Source organism: Pseudomonas sp. REB1044, assembly GCF_038813925.1.
Lineage (GTDB): Bacteria > Pseudomonadota > Gammaproteobacteria > Pseudomonadales > Pseudomonadaceae > Aquipseudomonas > Aquipseudomonas boreofloridensis.
The window spans coordinates 3,946,199-3,961,771 of record NZ_CP046139.1; the positions used below are offsets into that span (position 1 = coordinate 3,946,199).

The 15,573-nt window shown below is 58.3% G+C and carries 10 protein-coding genes, 2 tRNA genes, 3 rRNA genes and 2 pseudogenes; 3 read left to right on the forward strand and 14 right to left on the reverse strand.

Annotated features, from left to right (window positions below):
- Nucleotides 1-110 precede the first annotated feature (110 nt).
- The 5 genes from rrf to GKC70_RS18015 form a co-directional block, all read right to left on the reverse strand.
- Nucleotides 111-226, reverse strand: a 5S ribosomal RNA gene (gene rrf / locus GKC70_RS17995).
- A gap of 137 nt (nt 227-363) precedes the next feature.
- Nucleotides 364-3,254: ribosomal RNA gene (locus tag GKC70_RS18000) — 23S ribosomal RNA — on the reverse strand.
- A gap of 254 nt (nt 3,255-3,508) precedes the next feature.
- Nucleotides 3,509-3,584 (reverse strand) — tRNA-Ala (locus GKC70_RS18005).
- A 37-nt stretch (nt 3,585-3,621) separates the two neighbouring features.
- Nucleotides 3,622-3,698 (reverse strand) — tRNA-Ile (locus tag GKC70_RS18010).
- An 86-nt stretch (nt 3,699-3,784) separates the two neighbouring features.
- Nucleotides 3,785-5,320: ribosomal RNA gene (locus GKC70_RS18015) — 16S ribosomal RNA — on the reverse strand.
- Together the 16S, 23S and 5S rRNA genes with 2 tRNA genes alongside form the textbook arrangement of a ribosomal RNA operon.
- Before the next feature lie 452 nt (nt 5,321-5,772).
- On the opposite strand from GKC70_RS18015, the pseudogene GKC70_RS18020 reads away from it, so the two are divergent.
- A pseudogene (locus tag GKC70_RS18020) lies at nt 5,773-6,664 on the forward strand (formate/nitrite transporter family protein).
- Nucleotides 6,665-6,667: 3 nt separating this feature from the next.
- Here the strand turns inward: GKC70_RS18020 and GKC70_RS18025 are convergent.
- Nucleotides 6,668-7,690, reverse strand: a complete 1,023-nt coding sequence (locus GKC70_RS18025; protein WP_342649468.1) for an MBL fold metallo-hydrolase — start codon at nt 7,688-7,690, stop codon at nt 6,668-6,670.
- A 165-nt stretch (nt 7,691-7,855) separates the two neighbouring features.
- On the opposite strand from GKC70_RS18025, the gene GKC70_RS18030 reads away from it, so the two are divergent.
- On the forward strand, nt 7,856-8,923 hold the full coding sequence (locus GKC70_RS18030) for a diguanylate cyclase (protein ID WP_342649469.1): 1,068 nt from the start codon (nt 7,856-7,858) through the stop codon (nt 8,921-8,923).
- An 8-nt stretch (nt 8,924-8,931) separates the two neighbouring features.
- Here the strand turns inward: GKC70_RS18030 and GKC70_RS18035 are convergent, their stop codons facing one another.
- Nucleotides 8,932-9,255: a DUF2025 family protein gene (locus tag GKC70_RS18035; RefSeq protein WP_342649470.1), complete on the reverse strand. Its 324-nt coding sequence runs from the start codon at nt 9,253-9,255 to the stop codon at nt 8,932-8,934.
- 200 nt (nt 9,256-9,455) lie between these two features.
- Between GKC70_RS18035 and GKC70_RS18040 the strand changes: the two genes are divergently transcribed.
- On the forward strand, nt 9,456-10,652 hold the full coding sequence (locus GKC70_RS18040; RefSeq protein ID WP_342649471.1) for a GAF domain-containing sensor histidine kinase: 1,197 nt from the start codon (nt 9,456-9,458) through the stop codon (nt 10,650-10,652).
- Nucleotides 10,653-10,683: 31 nt separating this feature from the next.
- Here GKC70_RS18040 and GKC70_RS18045 read toward each other — a convergent pair whose 3' ends face one another.
- The 7 genes and pseudogenes from GKC70_RS18045 to GKC70_RS18075 all read right to left on the reverse strand — a co-directional run bounded on the left by GKC70_RS18045 (nt 10,684) and on the right by GKC70_RS18075 (nt 15,546).
- Nucleotides 10,684-11,553, reverse strand: coding sequence for an HlyD family secretion protein (locus GKC70_RS18045; RefSeq protein ID WP_342649472.1), 870 nt, complete (start codon nt 11,551-11,553; stop codon nt 10,684-10,686).
- An 11-nt stretch (nt 11,554-11,564) separates the two neighbouring features.
- On the reverse strand, nt 11,565-11,771 hold the full coding sequence (locus tag GKC70_RS18050; protein WP_029613197.1) for a DUF1656 domain-containing protein: 207 nt from the start codon (nt 11,769-11,771) through the stop codon (nt 11,565-11,567).
- Nucleotides 11,758-13,745: pseudogene (locus tag GKC70_RS18055) on the reverse strand (FUSC family protein). Before GKC70_RS18055 ends, GKC70_RS18050 begins: the two are co-directional and overlap by 14 nt.
- Nucleotides 13,746-13,910: 165 nt before the next feature.
- Entirely contained in the window at nt 13,911-14,021 is a 111-nt protein-coding gene (gene ccoM / locus GKC70_RS18060) for a cytochrome c oxidase subunit CcoM (protein ID WP_342649473.1), read from the reverse strand.
- 132 nt (nt 14,022-14,153) lie between these two features.
- The gene (locus tag GKC70_RS18065) at nt 14,154-14,315 is read right to left on the reverse strand and encodes a hypothetical protein (protein ID WP_342649474.1); all 162 of its coding nucleotides are present in this window, start codon (nt 14,313-14,315) and stop codon (nt 14,154-14,156) included.
- A gap of 84 nt (nt 14,316-14,399) precedes the next feature.
- On the reverse strand, nt 14,400-14,738 hold the full coding sequence (locus GKC70_RS18070) for an aspartate-semialdehyde dehydrogenase (RefSeq protein WP_342649475.1): 339 nt from the start codon (nt 14,736-14,738) through the stop codon (nt 14,400-14,402).
- A gap of 109 nt (nt 14,739-14,847) precedes the next feature.
- Nucleotides 14,848-15,546, reverse strand: coding sequence for a hypothetical protein (locus GKC70_RS18075; RefSeq protein WP_342649476.1), 699 nt, complete (start codon nt 15,544-15,546; stop codon nt 14,848-14,850).
- Nucleotides 15,547-15,573 lie beyond the last annotated feature (27 nt).

Below are 15,573 nucleotides of genomic sequence, written 5' to 3' on the forward strand. Positions count from 1 at the left end.
TGTCGCACCAATGAGGAGACTTGCGTGGCGGCCGGAGGGCAAAGATTTTGAGCGTCGTGAAAAGACAAAACCCCTACCTGCTCACGCAGATAGGGGTTTTGCGAAATGAATCTTGACGATGACCTACTCTCACATGGGGAAACCCCACACTACCATCGGCGATGCATCGTTTCACTGCTGAGTTCGGGATGGGATCAGGTGGTTCCAATGCTCTATGGTCGTCAAGAAATTCGGTTGCCAGTGCGCCCTTACGGACACCCCAGCCTATTCGGATATGTGATTCTGTGGTTCGTCGCGAACTTTCGGTTCTCTCGTCTTCACCACCACAATTCGGCGCTCACGCTCAAATTGCTTGGGTGTTATATGGTCAAGCCTCACGGGCAATTAGTATGGGTTAGCTCAACGCCTCACAGCGCTTACACACCCCACCTATCAACGTCGTAGTCTTCGACGGCCCTTCAGGGGATTCTAGATCCCAGTGAGATCTCATCTTGAGGCAAGTTTCCCGCTTAGATGCTTTCAGCGGTTATCTCTTCCGAACATAGCTACCCGGCAATGCCACTGGCGTGACAACCGGAACACCAGAGGTTCGTCCACTCCGGTCCTCTCGTACTAGGAGCAGCCCCTCTCAAATCTCAAACGTCCACGGCAGATAGGGACCGAACTGTCTCACGACGTTCTAAACCCAGCTCGCGTACCACTTTAAATGGCGAACAGCCATACCCTTGGGACCGGCTTCAGCCCCAGGATGTGATGAGCCGACATCGAGGTGCCAAACACCGCCGTCGATATGAACTCTTGGGCGGTATCAGCCTGTTATCCCCGGAGTACCTTTTATCCGTTGAGCGATGGCCCTTCCATACAGAACCACCGGATCACTAAGACCTACTTTCGTACCTGCTCGACGTGTCTGTCTCGCAGTCAAGCGCGCTTTTGCCTTTATACTCTACGACCGATTTCCGACCGGTCTGAGCGCACCTTCGTACTCCTCCGTTACTCTTTGGGAGGAGACCGCCCCAGTCAAACTACCCACCATACACTGTCCTCGATCCGGATCACGGACCTGAGTTAGAACCTCAAGGTTGCCAGGGTGGTATTTCAAGGATGGCTCCATGAGAACTGGCGTCCCCACTTCAAAGCCTCCCACCTATCCTACACAAGCAAGCTCAAAGTCCAGTGCAAAGCTATAGTAAAGGTTCACGGGGTCTTTCCGTCTAGCCGCGGATACACTGCATCTTCACAGCGATTTCAATTTCACTGAGTCTCGGGTGGAGACAGCGCCGCCATCGTTACGCCATTCGTGCAGGTCGGAACTTACCCGACAAGGAATTTCGCTACCTTAGGACCGTTATAGTTACGGCCGCCGTTTACCGGGGCTTCGATCAAGAGCTTCGCTTGCGCTAACCCCATCAATTAACCTTCCGGCACCGGGCAGGCGTCACACCCTATACGTCCACTTTCGTGTTTGCAGAGTGCTGTGTTTTTAATAAACAGTCGCAGCGGCCTGGTATCTTCGACCGGCATGGGCTTACGGAGCAAGTCCTTCACCCTCGCCGGCGCACCTTCTCCCGAAGTTACGGTGCCATTTTGCCTAGTTCCTTCACCCGAGTTCTCTCAAGCGCCTTGGTATTCTCTACCTAACCACCTGTGTCGGTTTGGGGTACGGTTCCCAGTTATCTGAAGCTTAGGAGCTTTTCTTGGAAGCATGGCATCAACCACTTCGTCGCCTAAAGGCAACTCGTCATCAGCTCTCGGCCTTGAAATCCCGGATTTGCCTAAGATTTCAGCCTACCACCTTAAACCTGGACAACCAACGCCAGGCTGGCCTAGCCTTCTCCGTCCCTCCATCGCAATAACTGCAAGTACAGGAATATTAACCTGTTTTCCATCGACTACGCTTTTCAGCCTCGCCTTAGGGACCGACTAACCCTGCGTCGATTAACGTTGCGCAGGAAACCTTGGTCTTTCGGCGTGCGAGTTTTTCACTCGCATTGTCGTTACTCATGTCAGCATTCGCACTTCTGATACCTCCAGCAAGCTTCTCAACTCACCTTCACAGGCTTACAGAACGCTCCTCTACCGCATCACCAAAGGTGATACCCGTAGCTTCGGTGCATGGTTTGAGCCCCGTTACATCTTCCGCGCAGGCCGACTCGACTAGTGAGCTATTACGCTTTCTTTAAAGGATGGCTGCTTCTAAGCCAACCTCCTAGCTGTCTAAGCCTTCCCACATCGTTTCCCACTTAACCATGACTTTGGGACCTTAGCTGACGGTCTGGGTTGTTTCCCTTTTCACGACGGACGTTAGCACCCGCCGTGTGTCTCCCATGCTCGGCACTTGCTGGTATTCGGAGTTTGCATCGGTTTGGTAAGTCGGGATGACCCCTAGCCGAAACAGTGCTCTACCCCCAGCAGTGATACATGAGGCGCTACCTAAATAGCTTTCGAGGAGAACCAGCTATCTCCGAGCTTGATTAGCCTTTCACTCCGATCCACAGGTCATCCGCTAACTTTTCAACGGTAGTCGGTTCGGTCCTCCAGTCAGTGTTACCTAACCTTCAACCTGCCCATGGATAGATCGCCCGGTTTCGGGTCTATACCCAGCGACTAAGCGCCCTATTAAGACTCGCTTTCGCTACGCCTCCCCTATTCGGTTAAGCTCGCCACTGAATATAAGTCGCTGACCCATTATACAAAAGGTACGCAGTCACCTAACAAAGTAGGCTCCCACTGCTTGTACGCATACGGTTTCAGGTTCTATTTCACTCCCCTCTCCGGGGTTCTTTTCGCCTTTCCCTCACGGTACTGGTTCACTATCGGTCAGTCAGTAGTATTTAGCCTTGGAGGATGGTCCCCCCATGTTCAGACAAAGTTTCTCGTGCTCCGTCCTACTCGATTTCATTGAAAAGAGACTTTCGTGTACGGGGCTATCACCCACTATGGCCGCACTTTCCAGAGCGTTCCACTAATCTCAAATCAACTTAAGGGCTGGTCCCCGTTCGCTCGCCACTACTAAGGGAATCTCGGTTGATTTCTATTCCTCAGGGTACTTAGATGTTTCAGTTCCCCTGGTTCGCCTCTTGCACCTATGGATTCAGTACAAGATACCTAGGTTATCCTAGGTGGGTTCCCCCATTCAGAGATCTCTGGATCACAGTCTGTTTGCCGACTCCCCAAAGCTTATCGCAGGCTACCACGTCTTTCATCGCCTCTGACTGCCAAGGCATCCACCGTATGCGCTTCTTCACTTGACCATATAACCCCAAGCAATCTGGTTATACTGTGAAGACGACATTCGCCGAAAATTCGCACGTCGCTCTTTCGAGCAGAACTCACAAATTTTACCTCAGCCTGATGTCCAGCAGTGAAACTGGTCATCAGTCTGTATCTATCACATATCCGAATTTTTAAAGAACGATCTGGCAAAAGCCAGAAATCAACATTCCAACGCGGCGTCAACACGACGCGCGAATGCTCATTTCTGAGTTCTAACAGTGCTGTACAAAGGTGGTGGAGCCAAGCGGGATCGAACCGCTGACCTCCTGCGTGCAAGGCAGGCGCTCTCCCAGCTGAGCTATGGCCCCGTGTATCTGCTACATCTCGTAGGCCGCACCAAGTAATTGGTAGGTCTGGGCAGATTTGAACTGCCGACCTCACCCTTATCAGGGGTGCGCTCTAACCAACTGAGCTACAGACCTATAACAGGGTCGCGTTACAGCATCGTCTTTTCACAATGAATCAAGCAATTCGTGTGGGAGCTCATCAGCAGGCTGATGTCTTCGATTAAGGAGGTGATCCAGCCGCAGGTTCCCCTACGGCTACCTTGTTACGACTTCACCCCAGTCATGAATCACACCGTGGTAACCGTCCCCCGAAGGTTAGACTAGCTACTTCTGGTGCAACCCACTCCCATGGTGTGACGGGCGGTGTGTACAAGGCCCGGGAACGTATTCACCGCGACATTCTGATTCGCGATTACTAGCGATTCCGACTTCACGCAGTCGAGTTGCAGACTGCGATCCGGACTACGATCGGTTTTGTGAGATTAGCTCCACCTCGCGGCTTGGCAACCCTCTGTACCGACCATTGTAGCACGTGTGTAGCCCAGGCCGTAAGGGCCATGATGACTTGACGTCATCCCCACCTTCCTCCGGTTTGTCACCGGCAGTCTCCTTAGAGTGCCCACCATAACGTGCTGGTAACTAAGGACAAGGGTTGCGCTCGTTACGGGACTTAACCCAACATCTCACGACACGAGCTGACGACAGCCATGCAGCACCTGTGTCAGAGTTCCCGAAGGCACCAATCCATCTCTAGAAAGTTCTCTGCATGTCAAGGCCTGGTAAGGTTCTTCGCGTTGCTTCGAATTAAACCACATGCTCCACCGCTTGTGCGGGCCCCCGTCAATTCATTTGAGTTTTAACCTTGCGGCCGTACTCCCCAGGCGGTCAACTTAATGCGTTAGCTGCGCCACTAAAATCTCAAGGATTCCAACGGCTAGTTGACATCGTTTACGGCGTGGACTACCAGGGTATCTAATCCTGTTTGCTCCCCACGCTTTCGCACCTCAGTGTCAGTATCAGTCCAGGTGGTCGCCTTCGCCACTGGTGTTCCTTCCTATATCTACGCATTTCACCGCTACACAGGAAATTCCACCACCCTCTACCGTACTCTAGCTTGCCAGTTTTGGATGCAGTTCCCAGGTTGAGCCCGGGGCTTTCACATCCAACTTAACAAACCACCTACGCGCGCTTTACGCCCAGTAATTCCGATTAACGCTTGCACCCTCTGTATTACCGCGGCTGCTGGCACAGAGTTAGCCGGTGCTTATTCTGTCGGTAACGTCAAAATTGCAGAGTATTAATCTACAACCCTTCCTCCCAACTTAAAGTGCTTTACAATCCGAAGACCTTCTTCACACACGCGGCATGGCTGGATCAGGCTTTCGCCCATTGTCCAATATTCCCCACTGCTGCCTCCCGTAGGAGTCTGGACCGTGTCTCAGTTCCAGTGTGACTGATCATCCTCTCAGACCAGTTACGGATCGTCGCCTTGGTGAGCCATTACCTCACCAACTAGCTAATCCGACCTAGGCTCATCTGATAGCGCAAGGCCCGAAGGTCCCCTGCTTTCTCCCGTAGGACGTATGCGGTATTAGCGTTCCTTTCGAAACGTTGTCCCCCACTACCAGGCAGATTCCTAGGCATTACTCACCCGTCCGCCGCTGAATCGAGAAGCAAGCTCCTCTCATCCGCTCGACTTGCATGTGTTAGGCCTGCCGCCAGCGTTCAATCTGAGCCATGATCAAACTCTTCAGTTCAATACTGCTTGGGTTTTTAAGAAACCCTAAACTTGGCTCAGCAATCTCAAATGACTATGTGATTTCTCGCATGGCCACTTGTGATGCTGATAATCTAGGCGACGATCAGTCCATACTCACAAGCACCCACACGAATTGCTTGATTCGATTTGTTAAAGAGCGTTTGGCCAAGAGCGTTTCGTCTCAACCGAGGCCGCGCATTCTACAGCAGCCTTACTTCGTGTCAAGCGTTTTTTTGAAGTTTTTTGAAGCGCTTTCACTCGAAAGCTTTCAACCTCAAAAACTTACCGCCTGTCTCGCTGCGTGCATCGCTGCGAGGAGGCGAATAATACGCGCTTTGAAATCAGAGTCAACACCTTGATCCAAAAAGTTTTATCGGCCTCCATCAGGCTTCCAGCAACTAATTGCAGCGCAGTCGATCTGTAGAGAAACATCCTTGGAGCAGGCGCATCATGAGCGAGGCGGAAAACGAGAAGACCCCAGGATTGTCGGCAGACGAAGAACAGGAGGTCAGCCACAACCAGCCCCCAGGCCTGCGGTATTGCACGAAATCATCCGCTTCCAGGGCGATCATGAATTGGAGCGTACCTTGGCGGCGCTCTGGTGGTCGGCCTTGGCGGCGGGCTTGACCATGGGCTTGTCGCTAATGGCGATGGGCTTACTCTATTCACGCTTGCCGGACAGTGAAAGCAGCCAGGTGATTGCCAGTCTCGGTTACAGCGCGGGCTTTCTGGCCGTGATCCTGGCACGCCAGCAACTGTTCACTGAAAACACACTCACCGCAGTGCTGCCGGTAATGACCGCCCCTACCCTGGGCAACTTCGGCCGTTTGTTCCGCCTGTGGTCGGTGGTGCTGCTCGGCAACCTGGCTGGCACCTTGCTGGTAGCCTGGGTGATGCTCGAGCTGCCGATCTTCGACACCAAGACGGACATGGCCTTCCTGGAAGTCGGGCGCAAGGTCATGCACAACGACCTGGGTCAGATGTTCGCCAAGGGCATCGTCTCAGGCTGGATGATCGCCACCATGGTGTGGATGATTCCGTCGATGGAACACGCCAAGATCTGGATCATCCTGATGATCACCTATCTGATGGCCCTGGGGGACTTCACCCACATCGTCGTCGGCTCCGTGGAAGTGTCCTACTTGGTATGGGCCGGCGAAGAAAGCTGGCGCACGTTCTGGCTGGACTTCGCACTGCCGACACTGGCCGGCAACATCATCGGTGGCAGTTTCATCTTTGCTCTGATCAGCCACGCGCAGGTGCGTAGCGACAGTGGCAAGGCCCCTCGAAGTTGCTGAAGGACGAAGAACAGGAAGAGGCCAAGCAACGTAGCCATGACTGACGCTTAACGGGCAGGCGTAGTCTGTTGCCACCACGCCTGCCCGCGGTGCGGGGTGTCGAGGCAGACCCGCTCGCCCATCTGCGGTGTACTCAGGTCGACCCCGGCAGCGGCTGCCAGCGCGACGATACGCTCGAAAGGCTCCTGCCAACTGTGCATGGCGAGGTCGAAGGTGCCATTGTGGATCGGCAGCATCCAGCGTCCACGCACATCCAGATGAGCCTGCAGGCTCTGTTCAGGCTGCATATGCACATTCGGCCACGCCACGTTATAGGCGCCGGTCTCCATCAACGTCAGGTCGAATGGACCATAGCGCTCGCCGATAGCGCTAAAGCCTTCGAAATAACCTGTGTCTCCACTGAAGAACACGCGGCGCTCGCCATCGATCATGACCCACGAAGCCCACAGGGTGCTGTTGCTGTCGAACAGACCGCGACCTGAAAAATGCTGAGCAGGGGTAGCGATGAAACGCACGCCGTCTACCTCAGCCTCTTGCCACCAGCCAAGCTCACACACCTTGTTGTGCGGCACGCCCCATTGGATGAGACGCTGACCGACACCCAACGGCGCCAGAAACCGTCCGGTGCGCGGCGCCAGCCGACGCACAGCAGACTCGTCCAAGTGATCGAAATGGTCATGGGAAAGAATCACGGCTGCCAGCGGCGGCACTTGCTCCAGTGGCAGCGGCGCGGGATGAAAGCGCAGCGGCCCCGCCCATTGCACCGGTGAAGCACGCTCAGCGAAGACCGGATCGGTGATGAAGTAGCGTCCGCGCAGCTTGAGCAATACGGTGGAGTGACCAAGCCGCCACAGGCTGCGGTCGGGGGCATCCAGCACCTGTTGGCGAGTCATCGGTCGCAGGTCGGGCATGACCGCCGGACGCGTGTGCGCCGGCTTGCGTCGCAGCAGATACTTCAAGCCGATGCGCAACTTCTTGCCCACGCCGTCCTTGGGCAACTCGGCACTATTATGAAAACGCCCCTCGCTGAAGCGTGCCGACGGACCTGTCGGAGGATCGATCGCGCTCATGAAAACAGACCCTCTACAAAGAAACACAAGGGAGTCATCCTAACTCACGGTGATCCGCGTAACCGTGAATTGGCTTGTAAGGTCATTTTTCATGAATGAATCATTGTCCGACAATCTTCATGCAACTTATGCGATAAACGCCGCCTGTATAAAAGAACGACAGACATGATAGACAACAGAAGTGGCAAAGGACTCTCCTTCGTCAGGCGCATCTACGTGCCACGCATCATCGGCATGGGTATTGGCCTGTTCAGTGTCATGGCGGCGATGGCACCGCTGCATCCAGCGCCTTGGGTATGGCTGGTGATGCTGTTCAACGGCCTGGTGTGGCCACACCTGGCGTATCAGTGGGCCATACACTCGCCAGCACCGTATCGCGCCGAGCAGCGCAACCTGCTGCTCGACTCGCTGGGTGGAGGCTTCTGGGCGGCAGCCTTTCACTTCAATCCGCTGCCCACCGTGACCATTCTATCGATGATGACCATGAACAACGTGTCGGCCGGAGGCAAGCGGCTACTGCTGCGAGGTGTACTTGCGCAAGTAGTCGGCATGCTGCTCGCCTTGGCGCTGTTCGGCCCAGGCCTGCAATTGCAGGCGACCTCGCTGCAGGTCTACGCCTGCCTGCCGATGTTGACCTTGTACCCGGTCGCGCTGGGTTGGGTCTGCTACCGTCTGGCGATCAAGCTGGCCGAGCACAAGGGACGGCTCAGCGCACTGAGCCGCACCGACAGTCTTACTGGACTGCTCAACCATGGGTCATGGAAGGACCTGCTGCTGCTCAGGTTCCAGATGTGCCAGCAGCAACGGACGCCTGCGGTCATCGCACTGATCGACGTCGATCATTTCAAGGCCATCAACGACACATTCGGTCATGTGGTGGGCGACTGCGTGCTGCGCCAGCTGAGCCTGGAGATTCGTCACCTGCTGCGCGCCGACGACCTGGCTGGACGCTACGGCGGCGACGAATTCTGTCTGATCCTGCCCGATACCGACCAGCACCAGGCCGGCCTGGCCATGGAGCGCCTGCGCCAGCAAGTCAGTGCCTATCGCAACCCGCAGCTACCGGAACTGCGTATCAGTCTGAGCATCGGCCTCTCGGTCTATCACGAAAGCTTGAAAACGCCGGAGCAGTGGCTGGAGGATGCCGACAAGGCGCTTTATGCAGCCAAGCACCAAGGCCGCAATCAGGTGAACTTCGCCCACCGCGAGGTGGTGCCGCTCAGGCTGGCCTGACGCGCCCCTTACTGCGCCAGGCTGCGCTCGGCGACAATTTCCGGTAGGTCGGTGCGACGCAGGTAAATACGCAATGGCTCGCCGATGTTCAATCGATCGTCCACATGCTGCGCCAACAGCAGCGCCAGACGCTCTCGACACAGTGTCATGCGCTGACCTGATGCCGGTTGCCAGACGAATTCGGCGCACGTGACGATACTGTCGTCGGCGACGTCCATCCCAAAGGCATCTTCGCTGAAACGCACGATATACGCCCCTCGCTTGCGGTGAAAGCCGACAAAACCCTTGAGTTGATCAGCAGCGCTGCAAATATCTTGTGAAGTGATGGCCATGACGTTACCTCGCAAAGGAACTGGAAGGAACGCACGCAGGCAAACGGTTGCCTCTGACGGGCAACGCGCAGGTGTTTTCCTGCGCAGCCTACCGCAACCCGCGCTACCCGTGCCAAGGTTTTACATCGCGCCCCCAAAGGCGCGCTAGACTGATGATCGCCAGCTTGCAAGACCACTCCCGAGGACATCAGCAAAGCACTATGACCGACGTGACTTCCGACCTTGCCACTATTGCGCGGATCAATGCTGTGCCCGCGATTCTTCAGGTGATCTGCGAGACCAGTGGGCTGCGATTCGCGGCTGTGGCACGGGTAACGGACGACAGCTGGACGGCCTGCGCCGTCCTCGATAACCTGGGCTTCGGCCTCAAGGTCGGGGGTGAGTTGGACGTCGCCAGCACCCTCTGCCATGAAATCCATAACACCCGGCAGACCATCGTCATCGACAAGGCCAGCGAAGACTCCGTTTACTGCAACCATCCGACACGACGCAAATACCGTTTTGAAAGCTACATCTCGGTACCGGTCATTCGGGCCGATGGCAGCTTCTTCGGCACCATCTGTGCACTCGACCCCAAGCCGGCCCGCCTGAAGGGCACGGCCATAGAACCGATGATGGCGTCTTTCGCGCGCCTGTTGTCGATACAGATCGAAAGCGAGGAAAGCGTCCAGCGCACCGAACTTGCCTTGCGTGAGGAGCGCGCCATGGCCGAGGTGCGCGAGCAGTTCATTGCCGTGCTCGGGCATGACCTGCGCAATCCGCTGTTCGCCATCACCGCAGGCGCCGAACTGCTTGCCCAGCGCCTGAGCGACGAGAAAAGCCGGGCCATTGCCCGGCACATTCTGACCTGCGGCCGACGGGCCGCGCACTTGGTGCGCGATGTGCTGGACTTCGCCCGCGGACGTCTCGGCGCTGGCATACCCTTGAATCTGCAATCTTGCCCAGACCTTGCTCAAGCCCTGAGTCATGTAGCGTCTGAACTGCAGCGAGTGCATCCGCAGCGCCGGATCCTGCTGGATATCGGACCGATCGAAGGCCTGCGCTGCGACCGCGAACGGGTGACCCAGCTACTCTCCAACCTGATCGCCAATGCCCTGGAGCATGGCGACCCCTACGGGCCGGTGTGGGTCTGCGCCAGCCTTCAGCCCGATGCCTTCGTGCTGAGCGTGCGCAATACCGGAGAGCCCATCGCGCCGCAGGCCATGGGACAACTGTTCCAGCCCTTCACCCGTCAGGTCAGTACGGCCCCTCAGCAAGGACTCGGTCTAGGCCTGTACATCGCCAACCAGATCGCCCTGGCCCACGGGGGTTCCATGGAAGTGTCGTCCAGTGCCGAGCACGGCACGCTATTCAGCTTCCGCCTGCCACTGGCACCCACGCAAGCCAACCCCTGCTAAAGCACAGACACCGGCACGCTGCCTAGGCGGTTCAGCGCTGGATCTCGTCCTCATGCACCTGCACGCTTGCGGTCATGCCAGCGCTGAGGGTTACACCTGCCGGCAACTCGTCCAGAACGATGCGTACAGGGATACGCTGGGCCAATCTCACCCAGTTGAACGTAGGTTCCACCTCCGGCAGCAGTTGGCCGTCTGGCGTCGAGTTGCGGTCCGTGATGCCTCGACTGATGCTCTGCACATGGCCGCGCATGGCCTCCCCTGCTCCCATCAGCCAGACCTTCACCGGATCACCGACCTTGATCCGCGGCAGTTTGGTTTCTTCGAAATACGCCTGTATGTAGAACGTCGAGTCGTCGACCAAGGCCATCACCGATTGACCGGCATTGACGTAGTTGCCTTGGGCCAAGCGCAGATTGGTGATATGGCCGCTGCGCGGTGCGCGGACTTCGCTGCGGGCCAGATTGATTTTCGCCACCTGCAGCTGTGCCTGAGCTTCGTGCAACTCGCCGCGGGCGATGGCGGCATTGATCTGTGCATTCTCGCGCAACTCGGCGCTGATCGCTTCTGGCCCCAGCGCCACGCGCCGCGCTGCCTCACGCTCGCGCAGGCGCAATTGCTGGGCACGGGTGTCGGTGACCGCGCTGGCCTGGTCGAACGCGGCCTGGAAACGTTCGCGGTCGATGGACATCAGCAGCTCACCGGCCTCGACCGGCTGGTTGTCCCTTACCTTCAACTCGCGCACCCAACCGGATACATCCGGGGCAATCACCACGACGTCGGCTCTGACCCGCGCATCGCGGGTCCAGGGTGTGAGCATGTAGTACTGCCAGAGCCGATAACCGGCGAACACCGCGATGGCCACCACGCACAGGGTGACCAAGGTACGTACCGCTGCACGCATGGATTGACTCCTTACAAAGGTCCTAACAGATGTACCAGCAACGACAGCACGCAGACGAACAGTGCCGCATCGAACAATGCTTCATGCCAGATCCAACGCCCCAGCGAGGTGACCTGAACCAGCAGGCGCAGTGCGCCGGTAAGCGCCAGCGCCAGCAACACGTAGATCAGAAACGGACTGAGCAGCACGCCACCCAACGCCCATTCACGCAAGCCCATGAATCTCCTCCTGCCAGCGGCACCACTGGTGCCAGCTCTTCTGCAATTGCGCCACTGCCCCGATAGCTAGGCGCAAGGGATCACTCGACGGTTGGCCACGCAAGGCTTCGATGAAGACCTCGCTAGGCGCATCCAGGCGCTGCCCACGACCCGGTGCCGGACCACTGGCCAGCACCGCCTCCAACTGCTGCAAATACTGGCGCTCGGCGCCGGCCAAGGGTGCCTGGGCCACCGCCAGGCACATGCGCAGGTGCACCAGTTCATCGCCGATATCCAGCCCCAGCAGGCCATCGTCCCAGCGCTTGCGCTCGACCTCCGGCAGCTCACTGGCATGACGCGCCAGTTGCATCAGACGATCGGCCATGCGTCCGCCGAACCAACTGTCGGCGCCGCGCAGGTCACGGTGGGTCAAGCGCACCAGATCGCTCTGGGTAGCAGAACGCAACCGCCGCCCCAACCACTTCGGATGACGCAGCACCACCAGACGAAAGGCCAGCACCGCCGCCGACACACCGACCAGCATGGCCAGGGCACTGTTGAGCAACGTCGCCACGTCGTAATGCATGACGTTGGCAGGCCCGACCAGCACGATGAAATGCAGGCAGAACGCGGTGGCCGTGGGTCCGGTGCGCGGATGTGCCATACCCAGCGCAGCGAAGAACAGCGGCACGCCCATGGCCAGGGCCAGCAGGGCAAAACTGCTCCATTGCGGCAACAGGATCTGCCCGACGAAAAATGCCGTGGGAATCGCCAGCAGAATGCCGCGCAGGAAACTCAGGCCAATCTGAGCACCGTTCTCACGACTGGCGAACAAGCTGCAGACCACACAGGTCAGCACCAGACCACCCGGCGCGGAAGGCCAGGCCGTTGCCAGCCAGAAGCTGCTCATCACCAGAAAGGCCAGCGCACTGCGTGAGCCAAAAAGCAGCGCCAGGGTCAGGTCACGGTGAACGGCGAGCCCCTGGGAGACATCCTTGGGCGTGCGCCCTTGTTCCATATCCAATAAGGCTTGGGTGGCAGCCATGGCGAAGTCCAGCAGCAGGGCCAGGCGCGCCAGGCAGAAGTGTTCCGCCGAGCTGATCGCTTCGTCCTGGGCCGCATCCCAAATGCGCTGGCGCAACAGCAGCAGACTGGCCAGCTCCGGACTCGCCAGCTGCCTGCGCACCTCCTCTAGCCAGGGCGCCAATCGTGCAGCCTGCTGCGAATCGAGCTGGCGCCACTGACGGCGGACCGAACGCGAGAGGCGAAGCAACACCATCAGTTTCTGGCTCAAGCCACGGATCGCCTTGGCGCGCTGCCGTCCTCGTGCGCCTTCGAACCATGCATGCTCGCGCTGCGCATCGATCGCCACCACCCGACCGAGGATGTCCAGCAAGCCTTTGCGTGCTTCATCCTCGCCGCCCAACATGGCGCTGGCGGTCTGCAATCCACTGCGCCACGCCTGCCGTGCCTGGTCGCCCAACTGCTGTTCGACACGCAGCGGCCAGACCAGCGCACTGCTGAGTGTGGCGCAGACGATGCCCAGGCAGATCTCGGTGCAGCGCGCCACGGCCTGGTCGAACACCTGAAGGGGATGATCGATCGCTGGGAGGGCAATGATCGCCACGGTGTATCCGGCCAGCACAAAAGCATACGCCCAGGCGCTGCGTAGTTGGGTCGAGGCGGCGGTGCACAACGCCAGCCACAGGGCCAAGGCCATCAGGAATAGCCATGGCGTCTGAGCGAACAGCCCTATGAACACCACTGACATGAAGGTACCGACCAGCGTGCCAGCCAGTCGCGCCAGACCCTTCTGCACCACCATGCCCGACAGCGGCTGGGCGACGATAAATGCCGTCATCAACGCCCACGCGGGTTGCTCTAGCCCCAGCGCAGCGCCAGCCACAGCGCCAGCCCTCCTCCCAGGAGGGTCTTGACGGCAAACTTCAGCGCCAGGCCGGTGGGCGCGAACAGGGCCTGAAAGGTGATGGGCACGAAGCGGACCTTGCACAGACTGTTGAGTGAACGATAGACAACAGCGGCAAGAATAAAGTGTAACCAAACAATTAGCTAGCTAAGCATCTAAGCAACGGACAAAAAAATGGGCGACCGAAGTCGCCCTAAATGCCTTGCGTGCTCGTAGATCGGGAAGGATCAGCGCTACCTGCGCTTGTTCGCATCCTTCCAGATGAAAATCCCTAGACCGGCAAAGAACACCACCATCAATCCGACCGTCACCACACCGGCGATCACCACATTGTCGAAAAACATGTCGGCCTCCCTGCCCGTTGCCGTTGTCCGATGTAGCCAAGGTAACCAAAGCGACGGCAGGGAAAATTGATCGGGGTCAATGCTGCCCGGGACCGGGCACAAGAGGGGGGCAGGGTTGACCTGCATCAGTTTTCAGCGCTTCTTGGGCTTGCCTTTGCTTTTCTTCTTTTTGGTCGGAGCCAGGGGCATGGCCTGCTCGAAGGCCTGGCGCATGTCGTCCAGGCGCTTGTCTTTGATGTCGTGAATGCGTTTGGCGCGCTCGGCGCCGAAGTCGATGAGGTTGTCTTGGCTCATGGGCAGGCTCGGATGACAGCGGATGTGTCCATGATGGGGGCTGCAAGCAGCGGGTTTCAAGACAGACACTACACACAGGTGTCGTCAGATCTCGATATCCACCAGCAGGCCTTGCCGGGGGCGCTCACCCAGCGGCGCGACCGGCACGGTATTGTCGGCGTTGAGTTCATCGCCTGGCATGGGGCTGTAGAGATCGGTCTGGTCGTCCTGGCGGCGCTGCTCACGACGCTGCTGCTGACGGCGCTGTTCTTCGCGCAGCAGGTAGGCCTGCTCCTCGGGATCGCGCTGATGCCGCAGGTCGATGGTGCCATCACTGGAGGCAGGCTGAGCCGGCACCACCGGAGGAATGTCCGGCGTCGGCTTGACCGGGTCGTGTTGCGAGGTCACGGGGGCAGCACTGAGCGGTACGATAGGCAGCAGCATGGGTCGGTTCTCCTGTAGCCCCTTTATCGGCCAACTGGCAATCGCCTTGAGCGCAGCTAAACGGGTTTGTGCGGCCTGTCACAGGTAGCGTGTGGAGTGTAGACCGCGCTCACTCGCTTTCGTCATCGGAATCGTCGTCGACCGGGCCGCCAGCGTCGCTCCAAGGACGTTTATAGACCTGCTGCCAGACCGCATCCAGGTGCTCACGCAGCACGGGCGGCGCATCCTTGAGCGAGGCACTGTCTTCGCGCTCGCCGCCGATCGGCTCCTCGCCTGCGGGGCTGATCAGCGACTGACCGTGGATACCGTAGACCGCCTGGCCCTGATGCATCTCGATGGTAATGTCGTGCGGGTCGATGCCACCGCCGCAGAACGCGTGGCTGGCCACGGTGACTTCGGCGATACCGTTGTTGTCCAGGTCCGTGACATCGCTGACATCGGTGTAGAAGTCGACATCCAGGTCGAGCCCCGGACAGGTGGTCTGCTGATCGATCTGCCAACGCGGCTTGAACGCCTCACGGTCGTTGTCACGGCCATACAGCGTGGCCTTGAGCACCACCTTGTCCACTTCTTGCTCGCTGCCCGGCTCGACGGCCTGACCATCGAGCCGACTCAGTACCAGCAGCCCCTCGCCCTCACGATCGCGGAAATGAACGCTCTTGAGCGGCGACTGCACGTCCAGCGCCTGGAGCTGCTCGACCGGCAACGGGGCCAGGATTTCGAAACTCTTCTTCTGCTCGCAGGCAGCGACCAGGGCCAGGCTGCCCAGGGCCAGGGAAAGATTCAACCAGCGGTGGGTGACAGGCATGTTGGCGCACGGCCCTCGTCGGCAAGA